Annotated in this window: 12 protein-coding genes; 7 read left to right on the forward strand and 5 right to left on the reverse strand. The window is 70.2% G+C overall.

Annotated elements, in window-relative coordinates:
* Window positions 1-22: 22 nt before the first annotated feature.
* The 3 genes from AB0B94_RS11450 to AB0B94_RS11460 all read right to left on the reverse strand — a co-directional run bounded on the left by AB0B94_RS11450 (window position 23) and on the right by AB0B94_RS11460 (window position 3,612).
* On the reverse strand, window positions 23-1,234 hold the full coding sequence (locus tag AB0B94_RS11450; RefSeq protein ID WP_357271956.1) for an acetylhydrolase: 1,212 nt from the start codon (window positions 1,232-1,234) through the stop codon (window positions 23-25).
* Window positions 1,235-1,827: 593 nt separating this feature from the next.
* Entirely contained in the window at window positions 1,828-2,619 is a 792-nt protein-coding gene (locus AB0B94_RS11455) for a GntR family transcriptional regulator (RefSeq protein ID WP_357271964.1), read from the reverse strand.
* Between the two features lie 123 nt (window positions 2,620-2,742).
* Entirely contained in the window at window positions 2,743-3,612 is an 870-nt protein-coding gene (locus AB0B94_RS11460) for a PAC2 family protein (RefSeq protein ID WP_030332815.1), read from the reverse strand.
* A 261-nt stretch (window positions 3,613-3,873) separates the two neighbouring features.
* On the opposite strand from AB0B94_RS11460, the gene metH reads away from it, so the two are divergent.
* The 4 genes from metH to AB0B94_RS11480 all read left to right on the forward strand — a co-directional run bounded on the left by metH (window position 3,874) and on the right by AB0B94_RS11480 (window position 10,710).
* Window positions 3,874-7,389, forward strand: a complete 3,516-nt coding sequence (gene metH / locus AB0B94_RS11465; protein WP_357271975.1) for a methionine synthase — start codon at window positions 3,874-3,876, stop codon at window positions 7,387-7,389.
* Window positions 7,390-8,467: 1,078 nt separating this feature from the next.
* A complete protein-coding gene (locus tag AB0B94_RS11470; protein WP_357272044.1) occupies window positions 8,468-9,256 on the forward strand; it encodes a GNAT family N-acetyltransferase in 789 nt (262 codons plus the stop codon).
* Window positions 9,257-9,315: 59 nt separating this feature from the next.
* The gene (locus tag AB0B94_RS11475) at window positions 9,316-10,068 is read left to right on the forward strand and encodes an MBL fold metallo-hydrolase (RefSeq protein WP_357272073.1); all 753 of its coding nucleotides are present in this window, start codon (window positions 9,316-9,318) and stop codon (window positions 10,066-10,068) included.
* A 201-nt stretch (window positions 10,069-10,269) separates the two neighbouring features.
* On the forward strand, window positions 10,270-10,710 hold the full coding sequence (locus AB0B94_RS11480) for a VOC family protein (RefSeq protein WP_357272087.1): 441 nt from the start codon (window positions 10,270-10,272) through the stop codon (window positions 10,708-10,710).
* Between the two features lie 122 nt (window positions 10,711-10,832).
* Here AB0B94_RS11480 and AB0B94_RS11485 read toward each other — a convergent pair whose 3' ends face one another.
* The gene (locus AB0B94_RS11485; protein WP_357272108.1) at window positions 10,833-11,552 is read right to left on the reverse strand and encodes an SDR family oxidoreductase; all 720 of its coding nucleotides are present in this window, start codon (window positions 11,550-11,552) and stop codon (window positions 10,833-10,835) included.
* 168 nt (window positions 11,553-11,720) lie between these two features.
* Between AB0B94_RS11485 and AB0B94_RS11490 the strand changes: the two genes are divergently transcribed.
* Window positions 11,721-12,641, forward strand: a complete 921-nt coding sequence (locus tag AB0B94_RS11490) for a LysR substrate-binding domain-containing protein (protein WP_357272131.1) — start codon at window positions 11,721-11,723, stop codon at window positions 12,639-12,641.
* Here the strand turns inward: AB0B94_RS11490 and AB0B94_RS11495 are convergent.
* Window positions 12,609-13,526 (reverse strand): NAD-dependent epimerase/dehydratase family protein, encoded by a 918-nt coding sequence (locus AB0B94_RS11495; RefSeq protein WP_357272151.1) that lies wholly within the window; start codon window positions 13,524-13,526, stop codon window positions 12,609-12,611. The two genes, AB0B94_RS11490 and AB0B94_RS11495, sit on opposite strands and share 33 nt — an antisense overlap.
* An 84-nt stretch (window positions 13,527-13,610) precedes the next feature.
* Between AB0B94_RS11495 and AB0B94_RS11500 the strand changes: the two genes are divergently transcribed.
* Window positions 13,611-14,039 carry a VOC family protein gene (locus AB0B94_RS11500; protein WP_357272171.1) on the forward strand — a complete coding sequence of 143 codons (429 nt, stop codon included), beginning with the start codon at window positions 13,611-13,613 and terminating at the stop codon, window positions 14,037-14,039.
* Between the two features lie 119 nt (window positions 14,040-14,158).
* Window positions 14,159-14,743, forward strand: coding sequence for a hypothetical protein (locus AB0B94_RS11505; protein WP_357272185.1), 585 nt, complete (start codon window positions 14,159-14,161; stop codon window positions 14,741-14,743).
* Window positions 14,744-14,763: the final 20 nt, after the last annotated feature.

Consider the following 14,763-nt stretch of genomic DNA (forward strand, 5'->3'; position numbering starts at 1 on the left):
GGAACCCGAGTCGATCAGCGCATCACGGAATGAATGTCACCTCGGGGAAGGCTCGGCTCGGGCCGCGCAGCAGATGACCGCCCCGGTGCCGCAGGTGCAGGTCGAAGAACGCCAGCGGGTACGCCTGCCCGATGCGGACCGCGCGGGCGGGGTCGAGAGTGCCGACCCAGCCGACGAGTTCCTCATCGCTCATCCCGATGATCCGTGCCAACTGCGGCACGAGCCACTGGTTGTCGCCGTACGACGAGTGGACCGCCTCCGCGGCCTGCACGTTCAGCCGCCATCCGTGAAGGTGCGTGAAGAACTCGGCGACGGCGGGCTCCGCGGCCCGGGTGAACTCCGCCGTCATCAGCATGAACGGCCGGTGCAGCTCGGTGGGCGGCGGCTGCGACTGCATCGGGCCGTCGAGGCTCAGCCCTGCCCGGACCCGCCGGTCGGCGCCCATGGTCAGGGCCGTCGCGGTGCCGCCCTTCGACCAGCCGAACATGCCGACCCGGCTCAGATCGAGGGCGGCGCCCAACCCGGGTGGCAGCGGCGCGTGCGCGACGTCGGGGTTGCCGCCGGCGGCGAGAACGGCGATCTGGTCGAGGACGAACCGGACGTCGCGCGTGTAGGTCCACGGGGTGGCGTCGAAGTCGTCCTCCCGGACGGTGACCCGCCCGTCGGGGAACTCGCTGAACCCGTCGTACGTGTGGTCCACAGTGACGACCACGTACCCTTGGCTGGCGAGTTCCTGCACCACGATCGTGGTGTCCGAACGGTGGCTGCCGGCGCCGTGCGAGTAGAGAACCACCGGTAACCGCCGACCCGGATGCCGCACCGGCGCGCCCTCGTGCCCGGCCGTCAGTGGCGCCAGCGCGGCGTCGGGGGAGAAGCCGGCGGAGCCCAGCAGCATGCGCATCGACGCGGCGGTCATCCAGGGGGCGAGCGGATGATCCCGGACGTCCCGGGCGGGATACCAGACGCTCACCATCAGCTCCCGGTGCCGCCCCGGCCCCGCCAGCGGCTCCGGTCGGGAACAGTCGACCAGGTGCAGCGACACCGTACCCACCCGATGGGGCCCGGTCGGCCGGGGCAGGGTGAGCCGGACCGGGCCCCGACCGGCCGTGGCGGCCATGGCGCGGCCGTCGACACCGGCAATGCCCATCGGTACGCCGACCCCGGCCACCAGTGCGGCTCCGACAACTCGACGGCGTGTCAGTCCCCGTCCACCGACGGGCTTCACGGTTGGCATCGATCTACCTCCTGAGGGTCCCTCGACGCCGGGACCGAGCCGCCCGACCATCGAGCAATACACCCGCAGTATATATACTGAGTGTATAGATGCAACGGATGCGCCCCGCTCAGCCCCTTCCATCAACCCACCCGCCCCTGTCCCGCCCCCACCCGACCCGCGCCCCCGCCCGCCCGGCCCTGCCCGCCCGCCCGGCCCCGCCCGGCCCGCCTCACTCGCCCCTGCTCCGCCCTGTCCACGTCGATCAAGGAGTTGTGGTGCCTGTTTCCTGTTGCTATGCACCTTTCGTGAGGCACCACAACTCCATGATCGACGCAGCGCTCGGAGTGTGACGAGCCCCAGCGCCCCGCAACCCGCCACCCTGGCGCGGATCTTGCGGTTCCTGTCCCGTCAAAAGGGGCGCCACGGGGCATAGAGGCGACAGCATCTGCAAGATCGGCAGGGCAGGGCAGCTCAGGGCAGGGCAGGGCGAGGCAGGGCAGGGCGAGGTGAGGCGGCGCGGGGCAAGGCGAGGCGAGGCGAGGCGAGGCAGGGCGAGGCAGGGCGAGGCGGGGTGGGGTGGGGCGGCTTTGAGGGCGGGCTGGGGGTGGCGGCTAGCCCAGGACCAGGCCGGGGTCGGGTTCCGGGTCGGGGGTCGGGCCGGGGATCTTGTACTCCTCGGTCAGGGTGGTCATGGGGCCGGGCCAGGTCGCCTGGGACACCTCGATCGGCTTGCGGTGCGCGTCGTACGCGATGTGCAGCAGGTGCAGCACGGGGGTGTCCGGCCGGATCTGGAGGGTCTCGGCCTCCTCCCGGCTCGGCTGGCGGGCGCTGATCGTGTCGGTGGCCGAGACGTACCGCCGTCCGGTCGCTTCCTCGGCCTCCTGGTAGAGTGGCCGGCCGAACGCCTCGGTGCGCTCCAGCGACGTGCCGGCGGTGTCGCGGGGCAGGAACCAGGAGGCGCCGACCTCGACGGGGGAGTCGTCGGTGCGGACGAGGTGCCGCCGGCAGAGCAGGTTGGTGCCATCGGACACGCCGAAGGCGTCGGCCACCTCGGCGGGGGCGGGGGCGTGCCCCACGGAGACGAGTTGTTGACGGTATCGGGCGGCCAGGTCGGCGTGGTAGCCGCGGAAGCCGCCGTACCGGCCCCGGGAGAGGCGGTTGAGGCGGCGGCGGGTGCCTCTGACGTACGTACCGGAGCCGGGTTTGGTGATCAGGATGCCCTCGACCCGCAGCTGGTCGACGGCGCGTTGCACTGTCTGCTTGGCGACGCCGAACATTTCGGCGATGGCCGGGATGGACGGCAGCCGCTCGCCCGGCCCCCAGTCGCCCCGGCGGACCTGGGCTTTGAGCTGCGCGGCGATCTGTCGGTGCGGGAACTCGGCGGCCCCGGGATTGATCTGCACACTCGCCTCCTTGATCACATCTAGGTTCCTAGGATGCCCTAGGGGGTGTGACGGTGCCACCCCGGACACGCGAAAACGGGCCCTCGGACCACAAAAGGTCCGAAGGCCCGCAGCCGAACAGTGCTACCAGGAACCGGCGGTGGGGCCGGCCGAACCGCCCCGGCGGCGCAGGTACTTCTCGAACTCCTGGGCGATCTCGTCACCGGTCAACGGGGTGATCCCCTCGTCGCCGACCCGTTCCTCGAGCTCGCGGACGTACTCGCCCAGCTCGGCGTCCTGCTCCGCGGCACTGCGCACCCGCTGCTCCCACTCGGCGGACTCCTCGGCCAGGTCGGCCATCGGCACCGGCAGGTCGACGACCTCCTCGACCCGGTGCAGCAGGGCGAGGGTGGCCTTCGGGCAGGGCGGGTTGTTGGCGTAGTGCGGCACGTGCACCCAGAACGAGACGGCGTCCACCTCGGCGCGGGTGCACGCGTCGTGCAGCACGCCGACGATGCCGGTCGGCCCGTCGTAACGGGTGGGGGTGAGCTGGTAGCGCTCGGCGGCCTGCGCGTCGGAGGCGCTGCCGCTGATCGGCAGCGGCCGGGTGTACGGCACGTCGGCCAGCAACGCGCCGAGCAGGACCACCCGTTCCACCTCCAGGCTGTGGCAGATCTCCAACACCTGCTCGCAGAACGTCCGCCAGCGCATGCTCGGCTCGATGCCGCGGATCAGCACCACGTCGCGGTCGGTGCCCTCCGGGCTGGCGACCATGAACCGGGTCGTCGGCCACTCCACCCGTCGGGTCTCCCCGTCGGCCATGGTGATGGTGGGCCGGCTGACCTGGAAGTCGTAGAAGTCCTCCGGATCCAGCTCGGCGATCTGCCGGGCGTTCCAGACCTGCTCCAGGTGCTCGACCGCGGCGGTGGACGCGTCGGCGGCGTCGTTCCAGCCCTCGAACGCGGCGATCGCCACCGGGGACCGCAGCACCGGCAGTCCGTCGAACTCGGTCACGCCGTCACCTCACCCTGCTCGTCGCGGCTGGCGCCGGGACCGCGCCCGGTCGTCATACCGTGTGGCACGGCGGCGTCCCTGTTGTCCTTCACGTCCGCCAGCCTACGTGCAGGGCGAGGGTGCGGCCCGTCGGCCGCGCCGGTCGGCCGCTCCGGCAGCAGGTCATACCCGAACGAACCAGACATGGTGATCCCCGTGACACAATATGGGATCGCTCGAGGACGGTCGTGGAGTCTCACCGAATCGCACTAACCTGAATGGGTGCGGACTTCATTGATGGATGTGCTGGCTGATCGCATTCTCATCGCTGACGGCGCGATGGGCACGATGCTGCAGGCCGCGGACCTCACGCTCGACGACTTCGACGGGCTGGAGGGGTGCAACGAGATCCTCAACGTCACCCGCCCGGACGTGGTGCGTGGGGTGCACGACGCCTACCTGGCAGTCGGCGCCGACTGCGTGGAGACCAACACCTTCGGGGCCAACCTCGCCAACCTCGCCGAGTACGACATCCCGCACCGTATCCGTGAGTTGTCCGAGGCGGGCGCCAGGATCGCGCGGGAGGCCGCCGACGCGGCCAGCACCCCGCAGCGGCCCCGGTTCGTGCTCGGCTCGATCGGGCCGGGCACCAAGCTGCCCACCCTCGGGCACGCCGCCTACTCGACGCTGCGCGACGCCTATCAGGAGAACGCCGCGGGTCTGATCGTCGGCGGCGCGGACGCGCTGATCATCGAGACCTGCCAGGACCTGCTCCAGGTCAAGGCCGCGGTGGTCGGGTCGAAGCGGGCGATGGCCGAGTTGGGCCAGTCGGTGCCGATCATCTGTCACGTGGCGGTGGAGACCACCGGCACCATGCTGGTCGGCAGCGAGATCGGCGCGGCCCTCGCCGCTATCGAGCCGCTCGGCGTGGACCTGATCGGGCTCAACTGCTCGACCGGCCCGGCCGAGATGAGCGAGCACCTGCGCTACCTGTCGCAGCACTCCCGCATCCCGCTGTCGGTGATGCCGAACGCCGGCCTGCCGGTGCTGACCGCCGACGGGGCGTACTTCCCGCTGACTCCCGTGGAGCTGGCCGAGGCCCTGGAGCGGTTCATCACCGAGTACGGCGTGGGGCTGGTCGGTGGCTGCTGCGGCACCACCCCGGAGCACATCCGGGTGCTGGCCGAGCGGCTGCACGGCGTCACCGCCCCGGCCCGCGAGCCCCGGCACGAGGCGGGCGTCTCCTCGGTGTACCACCCGGTGCCGTTCGCCCAGGACGCGTCGGTGCTGATGGTGGGGGAGCGGACCAACGCCAACGGTTCGAAGGCGTTCCGGGAGGCGATGCTCGCCGGTGACTGGCGGGCCTGTGTGGAGATCGCCCGCAGCCAGGCGCGCGACGGCTCGCACCTGCTCGACCTGTGCGTCGACTACGTCGGCCGCGACGGCACCCAGGACATGCGGGAGCTGGCCGGTCGGTTCGCCACCGCGTCGACGCTGCCGATCATGCTGGACTCGACCGAGCCGAACGTGGTGGAGGCCGGCTTGGAGATGCTCGGCGGCCGCTGTGTGGTCAACTCGGTGAACTTCGAGGACGGCGACGGCCCCGAGTCGCGGTACGCGCGGGTGATGCCGATCGTCCGTGAGCATGGCGCGGCGGTGGTGGCGCTGCTCATCGACGAGGAGGGCCAGGCCCGTACCCAGGAGTGGAAGGTGCGGGTCGCGGCGCGGTTGATCGACGACCTGACCGGCCGGTGGGGCGTGGACCGCTCCGACATCCTGATCGACGCGCTGACCTTCCCGATCGCCACCGGCCAGGAGGAGACCCGCCGCGACGGCATCGAGACGATCGAGGCGATCCGGGAGATCTCCCGCCGCTACCCCGGTGTCAACTTCACCCTGGGCATCTCGAACATCTCGTTCGGGCTCAACCCGGCGGCCCGGCAGGTGCTCAACTCGGTGTTCCTGCACGAGTGCGTGCAGGCCGGCCTGACCTCGGCGATCGTGCACGCCAGCAAGATCCTGCCGATGTCGAAGATCCCCGACGAGCAGCGCGAGGTCGCCCTGGACCTGGTCTACGACAGGCGTCGCGAAGGGTACGACCCGGTGCAGCGGTTCCTGGAGCTGTTCGAGGGCGTCGACGTGACCAGCGCCCGGGCCAGCCGCGCCCAGGAGTTGGCGGCGCTGCCGCTGGACGAGCGGCTCAAGCGGCGGATCATCGACGGTGAGCGCAACGGCCTGGAGGCCGACCTGGACGAGGCGATGGCCGGCGGTCGCTCCCCGTTGTCGATCATCAACGACATCCTGCTGGACGGCATGAAGGTGGTCGGTGAGCTGTTCGGCTCCGGCCAGATGCAGCTGCCGTTCGTGCTCCAGTCCGCCGAGGTGATGAAGACCGCTGTGGCCTACCTGGAACCGCACATGGAGACCGCCGAGGACGGCGGCAAGGGCCGCATCGTGCTCGCCACCGTCCGCGGCGACGTGCACGACATCGGCAAGAACCTGGTCGACATCATCCTGTCCAACAACGGCTACGAGGTGGTGAACATCGGCATCAAGCAGCCGATCAGCGCCATCCTGGACGCCGCCGAGCAGCACCGCGCCGACGCGATCGGCATGTCCGGGCTGCTGGTGAAGAGCACCGTCATCATGAAGGAGAACCTGGCCGAGATGGCCACCCGCGGGGTAGCGGAGCGTTGGCCCGTCCTGCTGGGTGGGGCGGCGCTGACCCGCGCGTACGTCGAGGACGACCTGCGCTCGATGTTCCCCGGGCAGGTGCACTACGCGCGGGACGCGTTCGAGGGGCTGTCCCTGATGGACCGGGTGATGACCGCCAAGCGTGGCGGCGCACCGGTGATCGACCCGGAGCGGGAGGCGGCTCTCGCGGCCCGGCGGGCCCGCCGGGAACGGCAGCGCTCAATGGTCACCACGTCGCTGCCGGAGCTGCACGACTCCTCGGTCCGCTCCGACGTGGCCGCCGACGTGGCGGTGCCCACCCCGCCGTTCTTCGGCACCCGGGTCGTCAAGGGCGTGCCGATGGCCGACTACGCGGCGCTGCTCGACGAGCGGGCCACCTTCTCCGGGCAGTGGGGGCTGCGCGGCGTCCGGGGCGGCGGTGGACCCTCCTACGAGGAACTGGTCGAGACCGAGGGCCGGCCGCGGCTGCGGTACTGGCTGGACCGGCTGATCGCCGACCAGGTCCTTGAGGCGGCAGTGGTGTACGGCTACTTCCCCGCGTACTCCGAAGGCAATGACCTGGTGGTGCTCGACGAGAACGGGCACGCGGAGCGCGCCCGGTTCTCGTTCCCCCGGCAGCGGCAGGAGCGGCGGCTCTGCCTGGCGGACTTCTTCAGGCCCCAGGGCGACCAGCTCGATGTGGTGGCGTTGCAACTGGTCACCGTCGGCCAGCCGGTCAGCGAGTACGCGGCGAAGCTGTTCGCCCGCAACGAGTACCGCGACTACCTGGAGGTGCACGGGCTTTCCGTGCAGCTCACCGAGGCTCTCGCCGAATACTGGCACCAGCGCATCCGCGCCGAGATGACACTGCCCGACGGTCGTCCGCTGGGGCACGACGACCCGGTGGACCTGGCCGGCATCCTGCACAACGACTACCGGGGCTGCCGGTACGCGTTCGGCTACCCGGCCTGTCCCGACCTGGAAGACCGGACGAAGATCATGGATCTGCTCGGCGCGGACCGGATCGGGGTCGAGCTGTCCGAGGAATTCCAGCTCATGCCGGAGCAGGCCACCGACGCGATAGTGGTCCACCACCCGGAGGCCAACTACTTCAACGCCAAGTAACTGGCGCAGATGGCCTGACCTGCACCTGAGGTCGTCCGGAAGGCCGCTGCCGGGCGCGCGGCCACGAGCCCGCGCGGCGTAGGGGAGCGCATGCCGGCCGCGTCGGCGAACTGGCGGCCGCCGATGGCGGGGTTGCGGTTGCTCGCCTCCGGCGGGGCGTTCGGGCTCCGAGAGGGTTGCAACCCGTCGGCGCGTTGCGGTCCGTGGGTGGTTGCGCGAGCCATCCCGCCTGCCACCAACCCGGGCAGGCCGGGCACACCCTTGCGCGCTTCTGCGATCGTTGGCGGCAGACGTCAGGTGCCGTGTATATCGGCCCTTGCGGGTTCGAGGCAGGTTTGGATGGTCAATGATTGTTCTTGCCCAGCAGCTTCCAGCGTTAGTCGGCGTGATTGTGGGAGCCCTCGCGTCTTACCTCGTTAGCAGCGCAGGAGAGCGAGCGCGATGGCGACGCAGCCAGCAGGTCCGCTGGGACGAGAGCCGCATGCGGGTGTATGCCGAGTACGCCGGCTCCGTCAAGCGGTGGGCCTACCTGTCATGTCGCATCGCGGCAGCGCGAGGATTCGACCACTCGGCGGCCCACCTGACCCCGGAAGAAGGGCTCCCGCTCTTGGCCGCAGCGGAGGACGATCGTGGAGCGCGGTGGGAATCGATGCTGCTATTGGGCAGCCCGGAGACTGTTACTGCCGCACGTGATTGGCATCAAGCTGTCCACCGTCTCGATTGGTACGCACGAGGGCGGTTGACGGATGCCGAGCAGTGGCGGCCGGCAATTCAGGAGATGGAGAAGTGCCGCGACAAGTACTACGATCGTGCACGAAAAGATCTTGGTGTAGGTGGTGGAATGTTACCGCCGCCGGCATGGCCTCCTCATTGGGTTCCCAAGATCGGGACTGATGCGGCAACCCGAGGTTGAAGCCCACAGTGCAGGCGGTGGACTGGGCCTTGATGCTCTCGCCGCAGCAGTGACGGCCGGAGGCCGAGCGCACGAGCGGCGGCACGAGTGTGCGTCAGGCCAGGATCGTGGGGCCGGCTCGATAACGAGTTGCGTCTGCGGGCACCGCTGGTGCAGCGTACGGTCATGATCAATTCGGCTCGACTGCTTGCGGCCTACGACGAACAGCTTCGGACTGACGCCGAGACGCCGAGCGCGGTCTCAGTCACCCGCCATGGGCCACTGCGTCTCGTGACCTTCGCGGGTGGTCGTGGGTTTGTCACCTACCGCGATCTCGGTGGGGCGGACGCCGATACGATTCGTCGGCTCGTCCCCGAGGCGCTCGCTCACTACCGGGCAGACCCCGAGATCGTGCGGGTCAAGTGGAAGGCGCGTGGACACGATCATGCGCCGGGGTTGCACGAGGCGTTGCTGGAGAATGGGTTCACCGCGGACGAGCCCGAGTCGATCATGATTGGCGAGGCGCGGCTACTGGCCGTTGACGTCTTGCTGCCCGAAGGCGTGACGCTGCGTCGGGTCAGCGAGGAGGTGGACGTCCGCGCGATGAGTGCGATGCAGGACGAAGTCTTCGGGAACCCGGTCAGCGATGACATGGCGAACGCCCTCCTGCGCCGCCTGGCCCGCGATGACGGGATGGAGTTGTGGGTTGCGGAGGCGGAGGGACGGATCGTCAGCGCCGGCCGGCTGGAGCCGCTGCGGGGGACCGACTTCGCCGGGATCTGGGGTGGTGCGACCCGAGCGGAGTGGCGCGGCCGTGGGATCTACCGCGCGTTGACCGCGGCGCGGGCCCGCTCGGCACTCCGGATGGGCAAGACGCTCATCAACAGCGACTCGACCGAGTACTCGCGCCCGATCCTTGAACGCTACGGCCTGATCAAGGTGTCGACGACGACGCCCTACAACTGGCAGCGGTGATCGCCCTTCTCGCGGCCCCATGGTGTCCATCCCACGGGCGTGGATGACACGCTGTGCGGATGCGACAGGTGACAGTGCTCGGCACCTCTGGTGCGTTTTTCGAGCCAGGCCGTGCCTGTAGTGGCTTCGCCGTGGACTGGGACGGCTACCGCCTGGTGCTTGACCTGGGCTACGCCACGCTGCCGCGGTTGCTCGAACACTGGCCTGATGGCGCGTTGGACGCCGTCGTCATCACCCATGAGCACCCGGATCACTGCGTCGACCTGCACGGTCTGTTCAGGATGCGCTTCTACGGTCAGCCGGGCGCACCACGGCTGCCGTTGTACTGCCCGCCCGGCGTGCTCGACCGGCTCGGCGGCTTGGAGCCCGATGTCGACCTGCGCGCGGTCTTCGACCTGCACCCGTTGCCCGGCAGCTACCGGGTCGGGCCGTTCGACCTCGACGGGCTGTCTCTGCCGCATTTCGTTCCCAACGCCGGCATCCGGATTCAGGCAGACGGGATTGCCCTGGCCTACTCCGGGGACACGGGGCCGACCCCCGCGTTGGCCGAGCTGGGCCGTGGCGCCGACCTGTTCATCGTCGAGGCGACGGACTACGACGGTGAGGCCAGCCGTGCCACCCGTAACCTGTTGACCTCCACCGAGGCCGGTCTGTGGGCTCGCCGCTCGGGTGCCCGCCGCCTGATGCTCACCCATTTCTGGCCCGGCAACGACCGGGCGGCCGCGGTGGCCGCCGCGCAGGTGGAGTTCGGCGGTGCGGTGCTTGCGGCCGAGGAAGGGCTCACGGTGACCCTTGGGACGCCGGAGAGCTGACTGCTTCTCATCCGCGACGAACGTGCCGCGTTTCGGTCCCACCCGCTCAGCCTTCCAACCGCCCGTGCCAGGCTCCGGCGGGTCTCTCACAGTCGAACATATCGTTGACGGCTTCCGTGGAACGCGTCGAGAACGGCCGGGTGGCTCCGTCCTCGGGGAGGATGCGGTCACTGTGACCGCACCAGAGCAGGGAGATCCAGCATGGCGATCCAGCGAATGGACAACGTCCTCATCGTTGTCGAAGACCTTGACGCGGTCATCGCGTTCTTCGTCGAACTCGGCATGGAGCTGGAGGGGCGGGGGCCGGTCGAGGGACGGTGGGTGGAGCGGGTCATCGGGATCGACGACGTCCGGCAGGAGGTCGCGATGCTGCGGACCCCGGACGGCCACGGCAAGGTCGAGTTGGCGATGTTCCACCGGCCGACGGCGATGGGCGGGGTACCGAAGAACGCGCCGGCGAACACGTTGGGCATTCGGCGCATCATGTTCGCCGTCGACGACATCGAGGACGTGATCACCCGGTTGCGCGGCCACGGCGCCGAGCTCGTCGGCGAGGTGGAACGGTTCGAGGACATCTACCGGCTCTGTTACGTCCGCGGCCCCGAGGGCATCATCGTCGGCCTGGCCGAACAGCTCCGCTGACGGCCGCCGCCGGTCGGTCCCGCCCGCGACGTCAGGGAGGTGGGGCCTCGTGAGTGGCGTAGACCACTACATCCCTGAAGTGGAGGGGCAGACCCACCGCGCGGCGCAGCAAGCCGACGGGCTCAGGAGATCAGGGTGCCGCCGTCCACGGTCACCACGGTGCCGGTGGCGTAGGTCGCCCGCAGGAGGTAGACGAACGCCTCGGCGACCTCCTCGGGCTCGCCCACCCGGCCGAGCGGAAGCGACTCGCTAAGCTGCGCGTACATCTGCTCTCGGGTTTCGGTCGGCAGTGAGTCCCAGAGCGGTGAGCGGATCACGCCGGCGGAGACGGCGTTGACCCGGATCGGGGCGAGTTCGACGGCGAGCGCGCGGACCAGCGCGTCGATCGCCCCGGTGATGCTGGCCGCGACGGACCAGCCGGCGCTGGGCCGGTGGTTGGCGGTGCCGGTGGTGAGGGTGATCGACCCACCGGGGCGCAGGTACGGCAATGCCGCGTTGACCGCCGACAGGGAGCCGAAGTAGCGCAGGTCGAAGGCGGTGCGGGCGGCGGCGAGGTCGAGGGCGTCGACGGACATCAGCGCGAGGGGTTCGCCGGCGGTGTAGACGAGGTGGTCGAACGAGCCAAGACCGTGGAACAGCCGGGACACGGCCTCCGGGTCGGTGAGGTTGGCGACGTACCCCTGGGTGGTGGTCGGCAAAGTCGTCAGGGCGCGGCCCACGCTGCGCTGGTTGCTGGAGGCGACCACGACCTGGGCGCCCTCGCGGGCGGCACGGGCGGCGGTGGCGAGGCCGATCCCTGAGGTTCCGCCGAGTACGACGACGCGCTTGTCGATGAGGGTCATGATCGTGTCCTTCCGGATCGTGTGGTGGGAACGGTTACCACCGTGCGCCGCCGGGAACCTCCGCGTCCAAGACCTCTTTCAGCTCCTGTGATGCCCGTTGGGCATCACTCCGCTCATACCTGGCGGGTATCATGGAACCGCCCGGAGCGGCAACCGGACGGGGGCAGGGTGGACGTCGATCTGCGCAAGCTCCGCTACTTCGTGGCGGTCGCGGAGGAGTTGCACTTCGGCAGGGCCGCCGCGCGGCTGCGCATCGCCCAACCGGTCCTGTCGCGCCAGATCCGGGCCTTCGAGCACGAACTGCGCGCCGAGCTCTTCGTGCGGGACCGCCGCTCCACGGTGCTGACCGAGGCCGGTCGACAGTTGCTGACCGACGCCCGTCCGCTGCTCGCCTCGGCTGAGGCCCTGCGGCGGCGAGTGCAGCGGGCCGCGCACGGCAGGCCGACGTTCACCATCGCGTTCATGCCCGGCCTTCTCGTGACCGCCGAGGCCCGCGCCATCGGCCAGCGGCACCCCGATCTGGCCGTCAACGTCGTCCGTACGTCCTGGGACGACCAGGCCGACATCGTCCGCGAGGGGCGGGCGGACGTCAGCTACGTGCGGCTTCCGGTCGACCAGCGCGGTCTGTGCCTGCGGCCACTGTTCGCCGAACCCCGGGTCGTCGTCCTACCCACCGATCACCGGCTGGCCGGCAAGGAGTCGGTCGACCTCGCCGAGTTGGTCGAGGAACGGCTGTTGCAGGACCCGGACGCGGTGCCGGAGTGGCGGGACCTGCCGAACCGTCCCACCGACCCCGATCCCCGCCCCCGGCCCGAGCTGAACTCCGTCGAGGAGAAACTGGAGCATGTCGCCGCGTACGCCGGGATGGTGATCCTGCCGCTGTCGACGGCGACGTTCTACACGAGACCCGACGTCAGCCACGTGCCCGTCGCCGACCTCGGCCACAACCAGGTGTGCCTGGCCTGGGCCGAGGGCAACCGGTCACCCCTGGTGTACGAGTTCGTCGAGATCGCCGCCCGGCAGACCCCACAACCCGACGATCGACGCCAAGGGAGGTCAGGCGGCGCCGCTCGGGAAGGTCTCGCGTAGGGCCGGGTCCAGCGGGCGGCCGCTCGTCGGTTCGATGAACAGGTCGGCGAGCAGCAGGTCGGCGAGGTAGGTGGGGTTGATGCCCGACTCCTTGCGGCCGAGGGACTGTAGCGCGCCGCCCAGTCGCAGGGCGGCCTTCGCGGCGCCGGACGGCAGGCGACGGACCCGGCGGGGTCGGCCCACCGCGTCGGCGATACGGGCGATCATGTCGTGCCAGCTGAGGTTCTCGTCGGCGACCGGGAGGTCCGCGCCGCTGGCCTGCTCCAGGGCGTCGACAGCGACCTCGGCCACGCTGTGGGCGGAGGCCGCGGCGCTGCCGCCGGTCGGGGCGAGCAGCGGGGTACGCGAGCGAGCCCACCGGTCCAGCGGACCGGCCCAGTTCGGCAGTCGGCCGCCGGCCCGACCGAAGACGAAGGGCAGTTCGAGTACGGCGACCGGCAGGCCGTCGCCGGCGGCTGCCCGCCCCTCGCGGGCCTGCTCCAGGCGGCACCTGATGTACGTGTGCCGTTCGGCGAGGCGCCACTGCGGGTGGAGCCGGTCGAAGTAGGTGTAGTAGGAGCCCATCACGACGCCCCGGGTGAGACCTTCGAGGCGGGCGGCGGTGAACAGGCGTACCACCGGGTCGACGTTGTCACTGCGGAACTCGGCATAGATCGGCTTGGGCAACGGCCGCTGCTCGTCGGTGCGGGTGGCGTAGACGACGCCGTCGTGGCCGGCGAGCAATGGCCGCAGGTGCTCGATCGAGGCGGACCCGACATCGAGCAGATGGTCGACGCCGGGCTGGGCGGTACGCGCCACGGTGGTCACGGTGTGGCCACGCCCCCGGAGAACGTCCACGACGTGAGCGCCGATCAGGCCGCTGCCACCCACCACAAGAATGCGCACGGTGCATCGTCCACTCTGGAGGCAGGCCTTTGTCAAGCGGCTGCGCCGCGATTCGACCAGAATGGCACCCGGAGGTGATCAACCATGGTCGACCAGGAGAGCCTGCCCAAGCTGTGTTCGGTGGTGCTCGACTGCACCGATGCGAGGGCGTTGGCGGAGTTCTACCGGCAACTACTGGGCTTCGTCTATCGGCCCGGTGACGAACCGCCAGCGGCCGGCCAGGCCGACGAACGCGGCAGTGACTGGCTGGTGCTGCGGTCACCCGACGGTGGACCCCAGATGGCGTTTCAGCAGGTGGAGCATTTGCCGGAGGCTACCTGGCCGACGAACACAGTGCCCCAGCAGCTGCACCTGGACCTGACCGTGGAGTCCGTCGAGGAGTTGCTGGTCCAGCATGAGCGGGTGCTGCGCCTCGGTGGCCGGCTGTTGTACGACCGGATCGACGACCCGGACGAGCCGCTGCGCGTGTACGCCGACCTGGCCGGGCATCCCTTCTGCGTCTTCGTCGGCTGAACGGGTCGCCGTCCCGTCGCCGGAGCACAGGTTGACAACGGGCGAGGATGACGTCCGCAACCCCGACGTTCGCATAGGTTCGAGGTACGCAACACCATCGCTGTGAAACGGGGTTGAGGATGCCGGAACCGCGCGCCTTCTGGCTGGACGAGCAGTTCGACCGTGAGCACGGCACCGACGGGCGCGGCCGCTACGAGGCCGAGGTGTTTCGTCGGATCGACGAGTTCGCCGACACCTGGGGCGACTTCGCGCCCGTCGCGTTCGCGGTGACCGCCTGGCGGCTGGCCGCCGAGCTGTCGCCGGGCTTCGTCCGCTGGCACCGACGGATCATCTCGGCGACCTGCGCGCGCAGCCCGTGGGACGGCAGCCTGGTCTGCGCCGTGACAGTGGCCTCCCGTTGGCCGGCCGAGCTGACCTGGACCAAGCAGTGGCAGCGCGACCGCGGTTGGCAGGACTGGCCCCGGTTGTTCGGCCAGTTCACCACACCCACCGAGCAGGACCAGACGCGCCGCCCGCACCTGCGCGCGCTGCTGCAGGTGGAGGCGCCGGTCCCGCTCGACGACCTGCCGCCGACGCCCGACGGACCGGACGACGAGGTCGCCGCGGCGGCGCGCCGGGCGGTGGCGGTGCTGGCCCGCGAGCTCAACGACCTCCTCGCGCCCATGATCGGGCAGCTCGACGCCGGAGTGCCGGCGGACTCCTGAGTTGCGCGTGCGCCGGTAGG

This window comes from Micromonospora sp. NPDC048986, from assembly GCF_040649335.1.
In the GTDB taxonomy this organism is placed as follows: Bacteria; Actinomycetota; Actinomycetes; order Mycobacteriales; family Micromonosporaceae; genus Micromonospora; species Micromonospora alfalfae.